The organism is Variovorax sp. F042 (assembly GCF_057814215.1).
Genome location: NZ_JBVASX010000001.1, coordinates 774,420 through 791,206 on the forward strand (window position 1 = coordinate 774,420; position 16,787 = coordinate 791,206).

General features: G+C 65.7%; 15 protein-coding genes and 3 tRNA genes. 6 read left to right on the forward strand and 12 right to left on the reverse strand.

The genetic code is table 11. The features are described from left to right. The first annotated feature begins 24 nt into the window (after positions 1-24). Positions 25-1,485, forward strand: coding sequence for an NAD(P)H-hydrate dehydratase (locus tag ACZYSP_RS03750; RefSeq protein ID WP_093073867.1), 1,461 nt, complete (start codon positions 25-27; stop codon positions 1,483-1,485). A gap of 10 nt (positions 1,486-1,495) precedes the next feature. Here the strand turns inward: ACZYSP_RS03750 and ACZYSP_RS03755 are convergent, their stop codons facing one another. Continuing rightward, positions 1,496-2,260, reverse strand: a complete 765-nt coding sequence (locus ACZYSP_RS03755; RefSeq protein WP_093073865.1) for an SDR family oxidoreductase — start codon at positions 2,258-2,260, stop codon at positions 1,496-1,498. A gap of 60 nt (positions 2,261-2,320) precedes the next feature. Next, complete coding sequence (gene rnr / locus ACZYSP_RS03760) at positions 2,321-4,585, reverse strand: ribonuclease R (protein ID WP_371258766.1); 2,265 nt, start codon at positions 4,583-4,585, stop codon at positions 2,321-2,323. Between the two features lie 81 nt (positions 4,586-4,666). Here rnr and ACZYSP_RS03765 point away from each other — a divergent pair. Further along, positions 4,667-4,751, forward strand: a tRNA-Leu gene (locus ACZYSP_RS03765). Between the two features lie 209 nt (positions 4,752-4,960). Next, positions 4,961-5,045 (forward strand) — tRNA-Leu (locus ACZYSP_RS03770). Positions 5,046-5,126: 81 nt separating this feature from the next. Here ACZYSP_RS03770 and rimO read toward each other — a convergent pair. From rimO to ACZYSP_RS03800, 6 genes are all read right to left on the reverse strand, one after another. Next, the gene (gene rimO, locus ACZYSP_RS03775; protein ID WP_093073863.1) at positions 5,127-6,533 is read right to left on the reverse strand and encodes a 30S ribosomal protein S12 methylthiotransferase RimO; all 1,407 of its coding nucleotides are present in this window, start codon (positions 6,531-6,533) and stop codon (positions 5,127-5,129) included. A 39-nt stretch (positions 6,534-6,572) separates the two neighbouring features. Next, complete coding sequence (gene phaR, locus ACZYSP_RS03780; protein WP_093073861.1) at positions 6,573-7,133, reverse strand: polyhydroxyalkanoate synthesis repressor PhaR; 561 nt, start codon at positions 7,131-7,133, stop codon at positions 6,573-6,575. Positions 7,134-7,207: 74 nt separating this feature from the next. Further along, positions 7,208-7,576 (reverse strand): hypothetical protein, encoded by a 369-nt coding sequence (locus tag ACZYSP_RS03785; protein ID WP_093073859.1) that lies wholly within the window; start codon positions 7,574-7,576, stop codon positions 7,208-7,210. A 169-nt stretch (positions 7,577-7,745) separates the two neighbouring features. Further along, a tRNA-Val gene (locus ACZYSP_RS03790) sits at positions 7,746-7,822 on the reverse strand. Positions 7,823-7,870: 48 nt separating this feature from the next. Further along, positions 7,871-10,075 carry a RelA/SpoT family protein gene (locus ACZYSP_RS03795; protein ID WP_371127378.1) on the reverse strand — a complete coding sequence of 735 codons (2,205 nt, stop codon included), beginning with the start codon at positions 10,073-10,075 and terminating at the stop codon, positions 7,871-7,873. A gap of 55 nt (positions 10,076-10,130) precedes the next feature. After that, positions 10,131-11,123: an alpha/beta fold hydrolase gene (locus ACZYSP_RS03800; RefSeq protein ID WP_093073857.1), complete on the reverse strand. Its 993-nt coding sequence runs from the start codon at positions 11,121-11,123 to the stop codon at positions 10,131-10,133. Between the two features lie 26 nt (positions 11,124-11,149). Here ACZYSP_RS03800 and ACZYSP_RS03805 point away from each other — a divergent pair, with 26 nt between their 5' ends. After that, complete coding sequence (locus ACZYSP_RS03805; RefSeq protein ID WP_093075152.1) at positions 11,150-11,920, forward strand: 3-hydroxybutyrate dehydrogenase; 771 nt, start codon at positions 11,150-11,152, stop codon at positions 11,918-11,920. Positions 11,921-11,947: 27 nt separating this feature from the next. Here the strand turns inward: ACZYSP_RS03805 and ACZYSP_RS03810 are convergent, their stop codons facing one another. Next, a complete protein-coding gene (locus ACZYSP_RS03810; protein ID WP_093073855.1) occupies positions 11,948-12,655 on the reverse strand; it encodes an SIMPL domain-containing protein in 708 nt (235 codons plus the stop codon). Between the two features lie 65 nt (positions 12,656-12,720). Then, complete coding sequence (locus ACZYSP_RS03815) at positions 12,721-13,080, reverse strand: hypothetical protein (RefSeq protein ID WP_093056529.1); 360 nt, start codon at positions 13,078-13,080, stop codon at positions 12,721-12,723. Between the two features lie 172 nt (positions 13,081-13,252). Here ACZYSP_RS03815 and ompR point away from each other — a divergent pair, with 172 nt between their 5' ends. Beyond that, positions 13,253-13,984 (forward strand): osmolarity response regulator transcription factor OmpR, encoded by a 732-nt coding sequence (gene ompR / locus ACZYSP_RS03820; RefSeq protein ID WP_007837017.1) that lies wholly within the window; start codon positions 13,253-13,255, stop codon positions 13,982-13,984. Positions 13,985-14,058: 74 nt separating this feature from the next. Next, on the forward strand, positions 14,059-15,483 hold the full coding sequence (locus tag ACZYSP_RS03825) for a sensor histidine kinase (RefSeq protein ID WP_489012950.1): 1,425 nt from the start codon (positions 14,059-14,061) through the stop codon (positions 15,481-15,483). Positions 15,484-15,493: 10 nt separating this feature from the next. Here the strand turns inward: ACZYSP_RS03825 and ispF are convergent, their stop codons facing one another. Further along, complete coding sequence (ispF, locus tag ACZYSP_RS03830) at positions 15,494-15,982, reverse strand: 2-C-methyl-D-erythritol 2,4-cyclodiphosphate synthase (protein WP_093073853.1); 489 nt, start codon at positions 15,980-15,982, stop codon at positions 15,494-15,496. Next, positions 15,979-16,701, reverse strand: coding sequence for a 2-C-methyl-D-erythritol 4-phosphate cytidylyltransferase (gene ispD / locus ACZYSP_RS03835; protein ID WP_093056590.1), 723 nt, complete (start codon positions 16,699-16,701; stop codon positions 15,979-15,981). Before ispD ends, ispF begins: the two co-directional genes overlap by 4 nt. Between the last annotated feature and the right edge of the window lie 86 nt (positions 16,702-16,787).

Sequence of the window (16,787 nt, forward strand, 5' to 3'; positions counted from 1 at the left end):
ACAGCACGACGGCACAATGCGCCGATGCAACGCATCACCTCCGCCACCGCTGCCGAGTTGTTCGACATCGCCGCCACGCGCCGAATCGAGCATGCCGCGGCGGCCGCCCTGCCCGCCCACACGCTGATGCGGCGCGCCGGCCTTGCGGTAGCGCGGCTCGCGATGGCGATTGCGCCGCATGCGCGGACGATCTGGGTGGCTTGCGGGCCGGGAAACAACGGCGGCGATGGTTTCGAGGCTGCGGCGCAATTGCGTCATCGAGGCTTCTTTCCGGCAGTCACATTCCTGGGAGATGAAAGCCGCTTGCCACCGGACGCCAAGGCTTCGCTGCAGCGTGCCCGCGATGCGGGCGTCACCTTTGCATCGACGCCGCCTTCAGCCTACGAACTGGCCATCGACGCGCTGCTCGGCATCGGATCGACGCGGCCGCCCGAAGGCACGATGGCCGAGTGGCTGGCGAAGATGCATGCGAGCGGCCAACCCGTGCTCTGCGTCGACGTGCCATCGGGCTTGAATGCGGACACCGGCACCCTACCCCGCGGCATCGACCACGTGCAAGCGTCGGCCCGCACCTGCATCACCTTTCTCACATTGAAGCCCGGCCTGTTCACTGCCCAGGGCCGCGATGCGGCGGGCACGGTGTGGTTCGACGATCTGGGTTGCAGCGCGTTCAAGGATCAACCGGTGGCCCGAATCGCGGGAGAACCCGATGCGCACCCGCGCACCCATGCCTCGCACAAGGGTAGCTACGGCGATGTCGCGGTGATCGGCGGAGCGTCCGGCATGGCGGGCGCCGCTTTGCTGGCCGGCTCGGCGGCACTGCATGGCGGCGCGGGACGCGTGTTCGTCGGATTGCTCGACCCGAGCGCGGCCCCCGTCGACACCGCCCAACCCGAACTGATGCTGCGGGACGCCCGAACGCTCGACCTGTCAGGCATGACGGCGGTGTGCGGCTGCGGCGGTGGGGAGGCGGTGCGAGAACTGCTGCCGCGCGTGCTCTCGACGGCGGCCGCTTTGGTGCTCGATGCCGACGCGCTCAACGCCATCGCAGCCGATGGCGCGCTGCAAGCACAGCTGACGTCCCGGGGGAAAAGCGGATCGCCCACCGTGATCACGCCACATCCGCTGGAGGCTGCACGCCTGCTGGGTTGCACCGTCGGCGATGTCCAAGCCGACAGGCTGACCGCCGCCCGTCAGCTCGCCGCGCGCTTCGGCGTCGTGGTCGTGCTCAAGGGTTCGGGCACCGTCGTTGCCGGCACCGCCGACACCCTGCCAGTCATCAACTTGACCGGCAACGCCAGCCTCGCGACCGCAGGCACCGGCGATGTGCTGGCCGGCATGATCGGCGCGGCGCTGGCCATGCGCCAGCCTGCTTTCGAAGCAGCGCGCGAAGCCGTCTGGCAACACGGCCACATCGCCGACACATGGCCGGCCGATGCAGCCCCGCTCACGGCCGGCACGCTGGCCCGCCGCGCGCCCGCCTGACGCGAGCTTTTTAGCCGCGCCCGACGAAGGGCATCTTCGTCGCCATGATGGTGTGGAACAGCACGTTGGCTTCCAGCGGCAGGTTCGCCATGTAGAGCACCGACTGGCCCACGATCTTGACGTCGATCAGCGGCTCGATCGCGAGTTCACCGCTGGCCTGCGGCACGCCCTTGGCCATGCGCGCGGCCAGTTCGGTCATGGCATTGCCCACGTCCACTTGCCCCACGGCGATGTCGTACTTGCGGCCGTCGAGCGACGCGGTCTTGGTCAGCCCTTCGACCGCGTGCTTGGTCGCCGTGTAGGCGGCCGAGTTCGGCCGTGGAGCGGTGGCCGAGATGGAGCCGTTGTTGATGATGCGGCCACCCATCGGCGTCTGCGCCTTCATCGTGCGGAACGCCTGCTGGATACAGAAGAACATGCCGGTCAGGTTGATGTCGACCACACCTTGCCATTGCTCGGGCGTCCAGTCCTCGAACGGGCCCGGCGGGTTGCCCACGCCGGCGTTGTTGAACAGCAGGTCGACGCGGCTGAAGCGCTCGACGGTGGCGGCGAACAGGGCCTGCACCGAGTCCGCGTTGGACACGTCGGTCGACACCGCGAAGGCGCGCGCACCGGCACCCGATTCTTGCGCCACCTGTTCCAGCGGCTCCAGGCGGCGCCCCGCCAGAACCACGCTCCAGCCGTCACCCAGCAGCGCCAGCGCGGCGGCGCGGCCGATGCCGGAACCCGCACCCGTGACGATGGCGATGCGGCCCTTGTTGTCTTCAGCGCTCATGCTGTCTGTCTCTTTCTCTTTTCGGTTTGTCGATGGTTCGTGCGGCGTGCGAGGCTTGCTTCAGCGGCGCGGCTTGCGCCCCTTCATCTTGTTGGCGGCCTTCTTGACCGCCGACTTGAAGGCCTGCATCGCCGACTGCGGCCCGGCCGTGGCCGAGGAGCCGCGCTCTGCGCGCGACTCGGCGTTGCCGGCCTCAGCCTTGTGACGCGTGCTGCGCTTGGCCGAGGCCTTGACCGGCACGCCAGATGATGCCGCACCCTTGTCCTTCATGGCACGGGCCGTGAGCTCTTCGCCTTCGCGCACGAGGCGGAAGTCGATCTTGCGGCCGTCCAGGTCGACGCGGCTCACCTGCACCCGCACCCGCGTGCCGATGGCATAGCGGATGCCGGTGCGCTCGCCGCGCAGCTCCTGGCGCATCTCGTCGAACTTGAAGTACTCGCCGCCGAGCTCGGTGATGTGCACCAGGCCCTCGACGTACATCGCATCAAGCGTGACGAAGATGCCGAAGGTCGTGGCCGCAGTGACCACGCCGCCGTATTCCTCGCCGAGATGCTCGCGCATGTACTTGCACTTGAGCCAGGCCTCGACGTCGCGGCTGGCCTCGTCGGCGCGGCGCTCGTTGGCGCTGCAATGCAGGCCTGCGGCTTCCCATGCCAGCACTTCCTTGGTGGGAGCGACAGTGGCCTTCTGCGGCTTGCTGGTTGGCGCTTTCACACGCGACGCGAGCCGCTTGGCCAACTTGGCATGCGCCTCGCCGGGCGTGGGCAGCATCGGCAGCTGGTAGCGCGTCTTCGACAGGATCGCCTTGATCACGCGATGCACCAGCAGGTCCGGATAGCGCCGGATCGGGCTCGTGAAGTGCGTGTAGGCCTCGTAGGCCAGGCCGAAGTGGCCGCTGTTGATCGGCGTGTAGATCGCCTGCTGCATCGAGCGCAGCAGCATGGTGTGGATCTGCTGCGCGTCGGGGCGCTCCTTGGTGGCATCGGCGATCGCCTGGAACTCGCCCGGCTTGGGATCGTCGGTGATGCTCAGGCCGACACCCATGGCCTTCAGATAGCCGCGCAGGATTTCCTTCTTCTCGGGCGTCGGGCCTTCGTGCACGCGGTACAGGCCCGGGTGCTTGCCTTCGGCGATGAAGTCGGCGCTGCAGACGTTGGCCGCGAGCATTGCCTCTTCGATCAGGCGGTGCGCCTCGTTGCGCGTGCGCGGCACGATCTTTTCGATGCGGCCGGCGTCGTCACAGATGATCTGCGTCTCGGTGGTTTCGAAGTCGACCGCGCCACGCTTGCCGCGCTGCTTGAGCAGTGCCTTGTAGACGTCGGCTAGGTTCAGCAGGTCCTTGACGCGGTCCTTGCGCTTGGCAGCTTCGGGGCCGCGCGTGTTGCCGAGGATGGCAGCCACCTCGGTGTACGTGAAGCGCGCATGGCTGAACATCACGGCCGGGTAGAACTGGTACGCGTAGATCTCGCCGTCGGCCGCGACCAGCATGTCGCACACCATGCACAGGCGCTCGACCTCGGGGTTGAGCGAGCACAGGCCGTTCGACAGCTTCTCGGGCAGCATCGGAATCACGCGGCGCGGAAAGTACACGCTGGTGGCGCGGTCGTAGGCGTCGATGTCGATGCCCGAGCCGGTCTGCACATAGGCGCTGACGTCGGCGATGGCAACCAGCAGGCGCCAGCCCTTGCCGCGACCCACCTTCGCGGGTTCGCAGTACACGGCATCGTCGAAGTCGCGCGCGTCTTCACCGTCGATGGTGACGAGCGGAATGTCGGTAAGGTCGACGCGTCCCTTCTTGTCGGCGGGACGGACCTTCTCGGGCAATGCCTTGGCTTCGGCCAGGCACTCCGCGGAAAACTCGTGCGGCACGCCGTACTTGCGCACGGCGATCTCGATCTCCATGCCGGGATCGTCGATCTCGCCCAGCACTTCTTTCACGCGGCCAACGGGCTGGCCGAACAGAGCCGGCGGCTCGGTGAGTTGCACGACAACCACCTGCCCCACCTTCGCGGGACCGGTTGCGCCCTTGGGGATCAGGACGTCCTGGCCGTAGCGCTTGTCTTCCGGTGCAACAAGCCAGATGCCGCCTTCGTGCAACAGGCGCCCGATGATGGGCTGCTCGGGACGCTCGACGATTTCCACCACGCGCCCTTCGGGGCGACCGCGGCGGTCCTGGCGCACGACGCGCGCCTTGACGCGGTCCTTGTGCAACACCGCGCGCATTTCGTTCGGCGGCAGGTAGATGTCTGCTTCACCGTCGTCGCGCTGCACGAAGCCGTGCCCATCGCGATGTCCTTGAACAGTTCCTTCGAATTCATCCAGCAAGCCGCTGGAAGTGACATTATTTTTGATATGATCTCCTTCTTTCCTGAAATTCAAAACATTGCTGCTTCGGCAGCTCTGTGGGCCCAGATGGCGGAATTGGTAGACGCACTAGTTTCAGGTACTAGCGAGTAACATCGTGGAGGTTCGAGTCCTCTTCTGGGCACCAAGTTTAAACAGACCTTTACCAGGTCATTCGATTCAAGCCACCGGCCTCCGGTGGCTTTTTTCATGACCGTTTGAATTCGCATCAAACGCTCGATGCAGCCTTCACAAGCGAGGCCAAGCAGACGCTGGAGCTTCTCCACACGCTTCGAGACGACGAAATTGCCGGGCCAAATTGTGTATACTCGTAGTCTTTGCTGAAAAGCAGAACAAGCCCAGATGGCGGAATTGGTAGACGCACTAGTTTCAGGTACTAGCGAGTAACATCGTGGAGGTTCGAGTCCTCTTCTGGGCACCAAATTCAAGCAGACCCTTACCAGGTCATTCGATTCAAGCCACCGGCCTCCGGTGGCTTTTTTCTTGTCCATTCGAATCCGCATCAAACGGGCAATGCGATCAGGTCGTGGCCCTCGGCACCCACGATGCGCGCGCGGGTGAACTCACCCACCTTCAGCGTCTTGCTGATCTTCTCGGGCGGCAGCAGGCGAACCGTGCCGTCGATTTCCGGCGCATCGGCATACGTGCGCCCCACCCCGCCCTTGCGGCCCATGCCCGGCGCCGAATCGACCAGCACCTGCATCGTCGAGCCGACGCGTCTTTGCAGCTTGGCGATTGACACGGCCTCGGCCACCTCCATGAAACGCGCGCGGCGCGCCTCGCGCTCGGCTTCGGGCAGCATGCCCGGAATGTCGTTGGCGGTGGCGCCTTGGACCGGGCTGTAGGCAAAGCAACCGGCGCGGTCGATCTCGGCTTCACGAATGAAGTCGAGCAGATGCTCGAATTCCTGTTCCGTTTCGCCGGGAAAGCCGGCGATGAAGGTGCTGCGAATCACGAGCTCCGGACACACCTCGCGCCAGCGCGCCAGCCGCTCCAGATTCTTCTCGCCACTGGCCGGGCGCTTCATGCGCTTCAGCACATCGGGATGGCTGTGCTGCAAGGGCACGTCGAGATACGGCAGCACCTGACCGCTCGCCATCAACGGAATGATCTCGTCAACGCTCGGGTACGGGTACACATAGTGCAGGCGAACCCAGGCGCCATATGGCTCGGCGATTTCGCCCAGCGTGCGCACCAGTTCGAGCATGCGGGTCTTGACCGGCTTGCCGTCCCAGAACCCGGTGCGGTATTTCACGTCGACGCCGTAGGCCGAGGTGTCCTGGCTGATCACCAGCAGCTCTTTCACGCCGCCTTCGAACAAGGCCTTGGCCTCGCTCAACACATCGCCGACCGGCCGCGACACGAGGTCGCCGCGCATCGAGGGAATGATGCAGAAGGTGCAGCGGTGGTTGCAGCCCTCGCTGATCTTCAGGTAGGCGTAGTGGCGCGGCGTCAGCTTGAGGCCGGCGATGCCGAAAGTATTCGGCACCAGGTCGATGAAGGGATCGTGCGGCTTCGGCAGGTTCGCATGCACCGCATCCATCACCTCCTGCGTGGCGTGCGGGCCGGTCACGGCCAGCACGCTCGGGTGCATCTGGCGCACCAGATTGCCGCCCTGGTCGCCGGTCTTGGCGCCCAGACAGCCGGTGACGATCACACGGCCATTTTCTGCCAGCGCTTCGCCAATGGTGTCCAGGCTCTCCTTCACGGCATCGTCGATGAAGCCGCAGGTGTTGACGATCACCAGATCGGCACCTTCGAAAGTCTTGGCGGTTTGATAACCCTCGGCACTCAGCTGGGTCAGGATCAGTTCGGAATCGGTCAGGGCCTTGGGGCAGCCCAGGCTCACGAAACCGACCTTGGGGGCGGTCGGCGTGGCCGTACGTTCGGGGGAGGCAACTTCGCTCATATGCCTCTATTGTCCCAGCTATCGGTGACGGCAGGACATTCAGGGCCGCTTAATGCCAAAGGCCCCCAGTACCTGCTCGGTGTTTTTCTGCATCTGCTCCTGCATTTGCAGGAAAACGTTCTTCGATTGCTCGACGTAATTGCCCATCAGCCCCTGCAGCATCGGCGACTGCATGGTCATGAAGCGCGACCACATCTCGGGCGTCAGGCCTTCGGCCTTTTCCGCCAGCTGCGCCTGCACCTCTGTCATGGCCTGGATGTTCTTCTCGAGGTACGGCCCCATGTAGCCCTGCATCGCCTGCCCGTAGAAACGGATGATGTTGGCCAGCACCTGTTCGGTGAACATCGGCGCACCGCCCGCCTCTTCTTCGAGAATGATCTGCAGCAGGATGCTGCGCGTGAGGTCGTCGCCGGTCTTGGCATCGCGCACCACGAACTGGGCACTCTGGATGACCAGTTGCTTCACCTCGGTCAGCGTGATGTACGTGGATGTCTCGGTGTCGTAGAGCCTTCGGTTGGGGTACTTCTTGATCACACGCTGTACCGGCTTGACCCCGGACTTCTTGCTCTGCACTGCGGACTCCTTCACATGGACGCCCATGTCATCGGATGATTCTAGGGAGCGGTTTTGCTGCGCCGCGACAAGGTTTACCCTGACCAGACGCGGCACTTTCCTCAATCCGGCGATGTCGCGTACTCCGCGCCGCATGCGTAGCAGGCCGCCGTCTCGGGTCGCTCCTCGTCGGCCTCCCGAAACCGCAGCGGGGTTTTCTGCCCGTAGACCACCCAGCAGCGCGGGCAGTGCTCTTGTCCCACGGTCGGCAGATATGCGCGAGCGCGTTGCTCAGCGCGCTCTTCGGTCAGAGGCATGCCCTGGCGTTGCGCACGCACCACCTCGCGTGCCGCCATGGTGTCGGTGCGCCCACCTGCATAGTCGTTGATGCCGTAGACAGCACGCGCAAACTCAAGAGGAGCCTGCCTCAACAGTGCGGCCAGGCGCTTGTCGGCATGAGCCCGATCAACAGGCGTTGATCGCGTATTCATCTGATCGCTTATCAAGAAAAGTGGAATGGAATTGCAGGGCAGCCAAGGTAGCACAACAACATGGCCAAGGTCTTTGCCTGCATCACCACAAGGGACGATATGTGCACCGGGGAACCCGGTGCATGCTCTGTCAGCTGATCCGGTGGTTGGCCGGGACTGAAGCAGAAATTGGTAGGCGCGATTGGACTCGAACCAACGACCCCCACCATGTCAAGGTGGTGCTCTAACCAGCTGAGCTACGCGCCTAAGGATGTGTCCGAGAAGCAGCTATTGTAGCAGGAGAAAACGTGCTTTTCAGCGACGACGTGCAGATCGCACACCAATCACTGCCGTGACCATGCCAAGAACCTGCGTGAGCCGCGCGGCATCCGCGATTTCAACGGTGAACGTCATCCACGCCGTGCCCTTGATCGACTGCGTCTGCACACCGATCACGTTCATCTTCTCGCGTGCGAACACATCGGAGATATCGCGCAGCAGGCCCTGACGGTCGGCCGCTTCCACAGCCACGTCCACCGCATACACGGGCGCGTCGGCGCCCTTCTTCGCGACGCCCCACTCCACGTCGATGACGCGCTCGCCATCCTTCGCGGCCATCGTGCGGAAGTTGCTGCAATCGCTGCGGTGCACGCTGACACCATGGCCTCGCGTGACGAAGCCGCGAATGGCATCGGGCGGTGCGGGCTTGCAGCACTTGGCAAGCTGGGTCATCAACGAAGACACGCCCACCACGAGCACGCCGCCCTTGCCCGACTTCTCGCTGCCGCGCGCCTTCTTGATGAGCACGCCGTCGTCCGGCCCCGGCGCGGGCTCCGGTGGGCGCAGCAGCGTCTCGATGTTGCGCAGCGAGAACTCGTCCTTGCCCACCACTTCGAACAGATGGTCCGCCGACTTGAAGCCCAGCTGCGACGCCAGGTCCTCGAGCCGCACGGCCGTCTTGCCTTCACGCTGCAGCAGCTTCTCGACCGCTTCGCGTCCGCGCGCCACGGTCTCGTGCGTGATCTGTGCGTTGAACCATGCACGCACCTTCGCACGTGCACGATGACTGGCCAGATAGCCCAGCTCGGCATTGAGCCAGTCGCGCGAGGGCCCGCCCTCCTTGGCCGCGATGATCTCGACCGTCTGCCCGTTCGATAGCGGCGTGTTCAACGGCACCATCGCGCCATCGACACGCGCCCCGCGGCAGCGATGGCCCAGCGTGGTGTGCACGGTGTAGGCAAAGTCGACTGGCGTCGCACCCTGCGGCAGCTCGACGATGGCAGCATCGGGCGTCAGCACATAGATGCGGTCATCGAACAGCCCCTGCCCCTGCAGGCCACCCGAAAGATCGCGCTCCCACGCCAGCAGTTGCCGCAGCACCGCGATCTTCGCGTCGTACTCGCCGCTGGCCCATACGCCCGCGTAGCCCTTGTGGCCCGCTTCCTTGTAGGCCCAGTGCGCCGCCACGCCATGCTCGGCGTGATCGTGCATCTCTTCGGTGCGAATCTGGATCTCGATCGGCTTGCCCGCCTTGCCATCCACCAGCTCGCGCACCACCGTGTGCAGCGACTGGTAGCCATTGGGCTTGGGCCGCGCGATGTAGTCGTCGAACTCTTCGTCGATCGGCTGGAAATGCGAGTGCACCCACGCCAGGGCCGCATAGCAGTCCTTGACGTCGGGCACCACCACGCGCAAAGCAAGGATGTCGAAGACCTGCTCGAAGTCGAGCGACTTGCCGCGCATCTTCTTGACGATGCTGTAGATGTTCTTCGGCCGCCCCTGCACCGCGGCCTTGACGCCTTCGGCCTGCAGCTCGCTCTCCAGCTGCGAGCGCAATTGCTCGACGTGCCCTTCGCGCTCGATGCGCTTTTCGTCGAGCAGGCGCGCGATCAGCTTGTAGGTTTCAGGTTCGAGGAAGCGGAACGAGAGATCTTCGATCTCCCACTTCACCTGCCAGATGCCCAGCCGGTTGGCCAGTGGCGCAAACACCTGCAGCGACTCGCGCGCAACGCCCTCGGGTGCGGGCCGCTTGCTCGCAGCCGCATGCCGCAGCGTCTGCAGGCGCGAGGCCAGCCGCAGCATCACCACGCGCAGGTCGCGCGAGAACGCCAGCAGCATCTTGCGCACGTTCTCGGTCTGCGCACCGGCGCCTTCGACGTGATGCCCCTGCGAAGCCGAGCGAGCCTGCTCCTGCACACGCACCAGCTTGGTCGTCTCGACCGCGAGCGCCGCGAAGTTGTCGCCGAACACCTTGGCGATCACTTCCTGCGGGCGGTTCAGGTGCTGGCACGAATAGACCAGGTAGCTCGCCGCCTGCATGGCCTCGGAGCCGCCCATCTTCGCGACGATGGTGGCCACCGCGTCGGCGTGTGCGAGTGTGTTCTCGCCCGTGTCGAGCTTTTCATCGGCGATCAGCGGCTCGGCGAACGCACGCGCGCGCGCCAGCATGTTCTCCATCACCGGCGTGCGGTCGGCCGTTGCGGCGGACAACGGGTAGTCGACCATGGCCGCGTCGGACATGGGTGCCGTCTGGAGGCTCGAAGAATCGCGCTTCACGCTTCGTTCACTCAATCACTCAGTCGAAAAGGAAGTCGGTGACGGCAGCGATCTGTGCGGGGTCGACAAAGGTCGGCGCATGGCCCACGCCGTCGAACTCGACCAGCTTGGCATGCGGGCCGCGCTGCGTCATGGCCAGGGCCGTTTCGCGCGAGAGCAGATCCGACACAGCGCCGCGAGTGATGAGCGTGCGCGCCTCGATCGCGTCGTACAGGCTCCACATGATCGCGCCACCCTGTGCCGCAGCCTCGGGGGTAATGGCGCGCAGCGCCACGCCGATGGCCGGATCGTAGTGAAGCAGCCAGGAGCCTTCATCATCACTGCCCGCTTCGACCTTGGCCGAACCGTCGGCCGTGCGCTGCGAGGCAGGCACCACCATGTGTTGCGACAGTGCCAGCCACTGGGCCGGAGTGTGCGGGCCAAAGGTGGTCGACAGCGCCCACATGGCATCAGCCGCCGCCTGCACGCTCTCGTAGCTGCCGTTCTTTCCTACATAGGCACCGATGCGCTGCACCGCGGCCGGCTCGATCGTCGGGCCGACATCGTTCGCAATGAAGCGGCGAATGGGCCGCGCCAGCGGCAGTTCCTTGTGGCCTGCAAGCACGAAGCCGATCAGCCCGCCCATGCTGGTGCCCAGGTAGTCGAGCGTGTCGATGGCCTGCTCGCGATGCAGTTGCGCAATCAGCGCGACCATGTCGGCCGCATACACCGGCACTTGATAAAAGGCCGGGTCACGCAACCAGTCGCTGCGCCCACGGCCCACCACGTCAGGGCAGACCACGCGCACATTGCCATTGGCGCGCGCCACGATGGCCTGCGCCAGCAGGTCGAAATCGCGACCCTGCCGGGTCAGCCCGTGCACGCAGATCACGACATGCGCACTGCGCGCGTCGCCCCATTGCCAATAGGCCATGCGATGGCCGCCCTGGGCGTCGTCGCACGCCACGTAATGAAGCGTCGGTTCGGTCATGAAAACGAAGTCGTCCTGGTGCGGATAATTGTCTCGTCGCATCCTAATTCATCCGGAGATTGATCTTCATGCTCAAAGGCAAAACCGCGCTTGTCACGGGGTCCACCAGCGGCATTGGCCTCGCCATCGCCAAGGCTCTCGCTCAACAAGGAGCAAACATCGTGCTCAACGGCTTCGGCGATGCCCAAGCCCCCAAGGCCGAGATCGAAGCGCTCGGCGTGCGCGCCGAGTATCACGGCGCCGACATGAGCAAGCCCGACCAGATCGAAGACATGATGAGCTTCGCCGCGTCGAAGTTCGGCCGCGTCGACGTCCTCGTGAACAACGCCGGCATCCAGCACGTGGCCAAGGTCGAAGACTTTCCCACCGAACGTTGGGACGCCATCATCGCAATCAACCTCACCAGCGCCTTTCATACGACGCGCCTGGCAATTCCCGCGATGCGCGAGGCCAACTGGGGCCGCGTCATCAACATCGCGTCGGCCCATGGCCTCGTGGCGTCGGCGCAGAAGTCGGCCTATGTGGCGGCCAAGCACGGCATCGTCGGCCTGACCAAGTCGGTCGCGCTCGAAACCGCGACCACCGGCGTCACCGCCAATGCAATTTGCCCGGGCTGGGTGCTGACCCAGCTGGTGCAGAAGCAGATCGACGACCGCGCAGCGCGAGAAGGCATCACGGCCGCGCAGGCACAAAACGACCTGCTGGGCGAAAAGCAGCCTTCGCTGCAGTTCACGACGGTCGAGCAACTGGGTGGCCTCGCCGTCTTCCTGTGCTCGCCGGCAGCCGACCAGGTCCGGGGCGTTGCCTGGGCCATGGACGGCGGATGGACTGCCCAGTAAAGGGTAGCCCGCCGGTACGGGTTTCTCTTATTTGAGCTGCACCGAGCCCGACACGCTCACCACCACGCTGGTCTTGCCGGCCTCGACCGGCACAGCCGAATCAGCCGAGAACGACTTGGCCTGCACCGCCATCATGCGCGGACGGATCGGGCCGTTGTCGCTCGCGTTCACCGACACCTCGCGCAGCGTGTAGCCACCGAAGCCGAAGCCCTTGGCCAGCTCGCCGGCCTTCTGCTTGAAGTTCTCGATGGCGATGTTCTGCGCCTCGGTCTCGGTCTTGGCGCGCTGTTCGCGGCTCAGGCCAAAGCCCACGTTGCCCACGCTGAGCGTGGTGATGCGCCCGGCCGTCTGGGTGATGCGCGGGAAGTCGCGGCCTTCGAGCACCAGTTCGGTCGAGCCCTGCCAGCCGTTGATCTTGCCGTCCTTCGTGTAGCGCGGCGACAGGCTGAAGTTGCCGGTGCGCACGTCCAGCTGGCCCGCCTGCGCGTTCTTCTTCGCTTCGGCCAGTGCGGCGTCGAGCGCAGCCTTCAGTTGCGTCTGCACGGTGGCTGCGTCGGTCGCGTCGCGGGTGGTCACGAGCGTCATGCTCAGCATGTCCTGCTGGACTTCGATCGTGCCGGAAGCCGTCAGCTGCAACACGTTCTGTGGCGCGGGTGTGACGACGTTCTGGGCCAGTGCGTTGCCGGCAGCGGCCAGGGCGGCGCAGGCCGCGAGCAGTTTGATTTTTTTCTTCAAGGCGAAGTACTCCCTTTGTTGGTGTGAAAAACAGGCCCGCGTTCGCAGGCAGGCCAGCCGGCGCGTCAGCGGCGCTGGCTGCGCGGCGCGGTAAGCGACTGGCGATCCGCGGCCGGAGGCACCGGCACGATCCGCTCGGCCGGCTGCGATTCTGCCGAATTGATCAAAGCACCCGCCGCGGGCGGGGTCCATTGGCCACGGACCTGCTGCCGCAGCTCGAACAGTTCGGCGGCGGTAAGACGCCGGCCGGCGATCGCCTGTTCGCGGCGGACCTCCTCGCGCTGCGCGGCCCGATGGGCCGCCACCGCGTCACGGACCTCGCTGCGACGCACCTCGCCCACCCTGAAAAAGTCGCCAGACACCGCCAGCGACGGGCCGCAGGCGAAAACGAGGATGAACGGGAGGGCTGAAAAAGGACGTCTCATTGAGTGGAAGTCATCAGGAAAAGCGACTTTGCCACCCCCGCGCTAACGTCAGATGACCAGACGGCGAGCGTCCGCAAGTTTTGTAACTTAGTGTCAAACCATAAGTAAATCCGGCTCAACGACCACTCAACGCCTTCAGAATCGGCCCTGTTACAAATTCATCGTTGTAGAAATGACTCAAGTTCCCGCTCGCACCGACAAGATCGTGATCGTCGACGACGACGCCCGCATCCGCGACCTCCTGCGCCGCTATCTGACCCAGGAAGGTTTTGAAGTGATCGTGGCCGAGGACGGCAAGGCGCTCAACCGCATCCTGTTGCGCGACACGGTCGACCTGATCGTGCTCGACCTGATGATGCCTGGCGAAGACGGCCTCTCGGTCTGCCGCCGCCTGCGCGCCGCCAACGACCGCACGCCGATCATCATGCTCACCGCCAAGGGCGAAGACGTGGACCGCATCGTCGGTCTCGAAGTCGGCGCAGACGACTACCTCGGCAAGCCTTTCAACCCGCGCGAACTGCTGGCCCGTGTGCACGCAGTGCTGCGCCGCCGTCCGCCGCTCGAAGCGCCGGGCGCCCCCTCCACGGAGAACGAGACCGTCACTTTCGGCCCGTTCGCCTTCGATCTCGGCTCGCGCACCTTGAAAAAGGATGGCGAAGAGCTCTCGCTGACCACCGGCGAGTTCGCGATGCTGAAGGCGCTGGTGCGCCATCCGCGTCAACCGCTGTCGCGCGAAAAGCTGGCCCAGCTGGCGCGCGGGCGCGAGTTCGAGCCCTTCGACCGCAGCCTGGACGTGCAGATTTCGCGCCTGCGCAAGCTGGTCGAGTCCGACGCCGCAGCGCCGCGCTACATCCAGACCGTCTGGGGCGTGGGCTACGTGTTCGTGCCGGACGGCACGGCCTGACGCCACGTTGAGAGGTGGCCATCGGCCAATCCACCAGACCAGGCCCCGCTCAGGAGGACGGCGCGCAGGTCACGATGCCGAGCCCGCTCGAAGCGAGCGCGCAACGTGACCGACGCCCCGGCCTCAAGCTGGGCTTCAGCCTTTTCTGGCGCACTTTCTTCCTGCTGGCGCTGCTGCTGATCGGCTGTACCGTCGCCTGGCTGCAGACCTTCCGCTCGCTCGAATACGAGCCGCGCGCCATTCAAACCGCCCACCAGATCGCCTCGCTCGTGAACCTCACCCGCGCGGCGCTGGTGTATTCGGACGCCATCACCCGGGTGTCGCTGATCAAGACGCTGGCCGACCAGGAGGGCGTGCGCATCCTGCCGCGCGAACCCAACGACCGGTTCCAGCCCTACACCAGCGGCGCGCTCGACCTGCGCGTGACCGAGGAGCTGATCGACCAGTTGGGCGAAGGCACCACGGTGGCCAGCCGCGTGAACGACGAAGCCGGCCTGTGGATCGGCTTCACCATCGAGAGCGACACCTACTGGCTGCTGCTCGACCCGACGCGCTTCAGCCGCGTAGGCGGGCGCACCTGGCTGGTGTGGCTCAGCACCGCCATGGCGCTGTCGCTGGCTGGCGCAGCGCTGATCACCCGGCTCATCAACCTGCCGCTCAAGCAGCTGTCGCGCGCGACCATGCAGGTGCGCGAGGGCGAGTACGAGGCGCACCGGCTCGACGAGCGCGCCCGTACCAACGAAATTCGCGCGGTCAATATCGGCTTCAACCGAATGGCGGACCAGCTCGCCAAGATCGAGCAGGACCGCGCCATCATGCTGGCCGGTATCTCGCACGACTTGCGCACGCCGCTGGCCCGGCTACGGCTGGAAACCGAGATGAGCGTGGCCGACGAAGACGCGCGCGACCACATGGCCGCCGACATCGCCCAGCTCGACGCGATCATTGACAAGTTCCTCGACTACGCGCGCCCCGACCATGTCGATCCGCTCCCCGTGCTGCTGCGCGATGTGGTCGACGCCTGTACCTACGCCGTACAGGACTACGAGGAAATGAACATCAAGGTCGAGGTGCCCCCCGACCTGCGGGTGCTGGGCGACGAGGTCGAGCTCACGCGCGTGATCTCCAACCTGGTCGAGAACGCGCGGCGCTACGGCAAGTCGCCCTCCACGGGCGTGGCCGACGTGACGATCCAGGCGCAGGCCAACAACGACGCGGTGCTCATCAAGGTGCGCGACCACGGCGCGGGTGTCGAGCCCGCCCTGCTCTCGCAGCTGACCAAGCCCTTCTTCCGTGGCGATGCCGCGCGCACGTCAGCCGCCGGTGCAGGCCTGGGCCTGTCGATCGTGGCGAAGAACATCGAGCGCATGGGCGGCACCTTTGCGCTGACCAGCACGCCGGGCCGCGGCCTGGCGGCACACATCCGGATGCCGCGCGCGATGCCACCCGGCAGCGCCAAGCCCGGCGAGCCGCAGGGCGGCGGCAAGAAGCCGGCCTGATCCGGCCGCGTCAGCGGTGAAGGAGAACGGCCGCGCGGGCCTCCATCGCGCGGCCCTCACCCACCGGACCGAGCTTCTCGGCCGTCTTCGCCTTCACGTTCACCTGCTCGATCGCAATACCCAGCATGTCGGCGATGCGCTGGCACATGAGCGGAATGTGCGGCGCGAGCTTGGGCGCCTGCGCGATCACGGTGCTGTCGACGTTGCCGATCTCCCAGCCCGCCGCGCGCACCCGGCGTGCCGCCTCGGCCAGCAGCACCGATGAATCGGCACCGCGAAACTGCGGGTCGGTGTCCGGAAAATGCCGGCCGATGTCGCCCAGCCCAGCGCCGCCCAGCAGCGCATCGGTAATGGCGTGCAGCAGCACGTCGGCATCCGAATGGCCCAGCAGGCCGGTGGTGTGCGGCACCTCGATGCCGCCCAGGATCAGCTTGCGCCCTGCCACCAGCTGGTGAACGTCCCAGCCCTCGCCCACGCGGATATTGAAAGCGCTCGTCATGCCAGGCCCTTCTTGCGGCCCAGCAGAACCGCCTCGGCCAGTGCGAAGTCTTCGGGAAAGGTCACCTTGAAGTTCTGCGCGCTGCCTGGCACCAACAGCGGCGACAAGCCGACCGCCTCGATGGCGCCGGCCTCGTCGGTCACGGTGTCGCCTGTGCGTTCCAGCGCATCGAGCAGCATGCCGATGCGGAACATCTGCGGCGTCTGCGCCAGCCACTTGTCGGCGCGCGGCAGGGTCTGGGCCACGCGGCTTTCGGTGGTCGACGACTTCAGCGTGTCCGCCAGCCGCTGCGCCAGAAGGCCGCCGACGGCGTCGTGCTCGCAGGCCGCGATCAGCGCCTCGATCTGGCTCGAAGTGATGAGGCAGCGCGCCGCGTCGTGCACCAGCACCCAGTCGTGTGCGCCAGCGCCCTTCTGCCGCAGCGCCACGAGGCCGTTGCGCACCGTGGCCGCGCGGGTCACGCCGCCCACGCGCAGCAGGTATTCGTTCTCGGCGGGAAAGCGCGGCAGCACCGCATCCACATCGCGGTCGTCCGGCGACACCACCAGCGCCAGCCCGGCGAAGCGCCCCGCCAGCGCGCGGAAGGCCTCCAGCGTGTGGGCCACCATCGGCAGGCCGGCCAAGCGCCGGTACTGCTTGGGCTGCGTGGACTGCGCATGCCCCGCGCGATAGCCGGAGCCGGCACACGGGATCAGCACGAAGAGTCGGGAAGAGGACATGAGGGAGGGCCCGGCGTCGGCGGTGGCCGACAAGCGAATAAGGGGCCGCCATTCTAGAATTGCCCGCTGTGCACACCCCTCGCCAG

Coding starts and splice junctions, on each gene's coding strand:
- ACZYSP_RS03750 (WP_093073867.1), top strand. CDS start 25: ATGCAACGCATCACCTCCGCCACCGCTGCCGAGTTGTTCGACATCGCC.
- ACZYSP_RS03755 (WP_093073865.1), bottom strand. CDS start 2,260: ATGAGCGCTGAAGACAACAAGGGCCGCATCGCCATCGTCACGGGTGCG.
- rimO (WP_093073863.1), bottom strand. CDS start 6,533: ATGAGCGAAGTTGCCTCCCCCGAACGTACGGCCACGCCGACCGCCCCC.
- phaR (WP_093073861.1), bottom strand. CDS start 7,133: ATGGGCGTCCATGTGAAGGAGTCCGCAGTGCAGAGCAAGAAGTCCGGG.
- ACZYSP_RS03785 (WP_093073859.1), bottom strand. CDS start 7,576: ATGAATACGCGATCAACGCCTGTTGATCGGGCTCATGCCGACAAGCGC.
- ACZYSP_RS03795 (WP_371127378.1), bottom strand. CDS start 10,075: ATGTCCGACGCGGCCATGGTCGACTACCCGTTGTCCGCCGCAACGGCC.
- ACZYSP_RS03800 (WP_093073857.1), bottom strand. CDS start 11,123: ATGCGACGAGACAATTATCCGCACCAGGACGACTTCGTTTTCATGACC.
- ACZYSP_RS03805 (WP_093075152.1), top strand. CDS start 11,150: ATGCTCAAAGGCAAAACCGCGCTTGTCACGGGGTCCACCAGCGGCATT.
- ACZYSP_RS03815 (WP_093056529.1), bottom strand. CDS start 13,080: ATGAGACGTCCTTTTTCAGCCCTCCCGTTCATCCTCGTTTTCGCCTGC.
- ompR (WP_007837017.1), top strand. CDS start 13,253: ATGACTCAAGTTCCCGCTCGCACCGACAAGATCGTGATCGTCGACGAC.
- ACZYSP_RS03825 (WP_489012950.1), top strand. CDS start 14,059: ATGCCGAGCCCGCTCGAAGCGAGCGCGCAACGTGACCGACGCCCCGGC.
- ispF (WP_093073853.1), bottom strand. CDS start 15,982: ATGACGAGCGCTTTCAATATCCGCGTGGGCGAGGGCTGGGACGTTCAC.
- ispD (WP_093056590.1), bottom strand. CDS start 16,701: ATGTCCTCTTCCCGACTCTTCGTGCTGATCCCGTGTGCCGGCTCCGGC.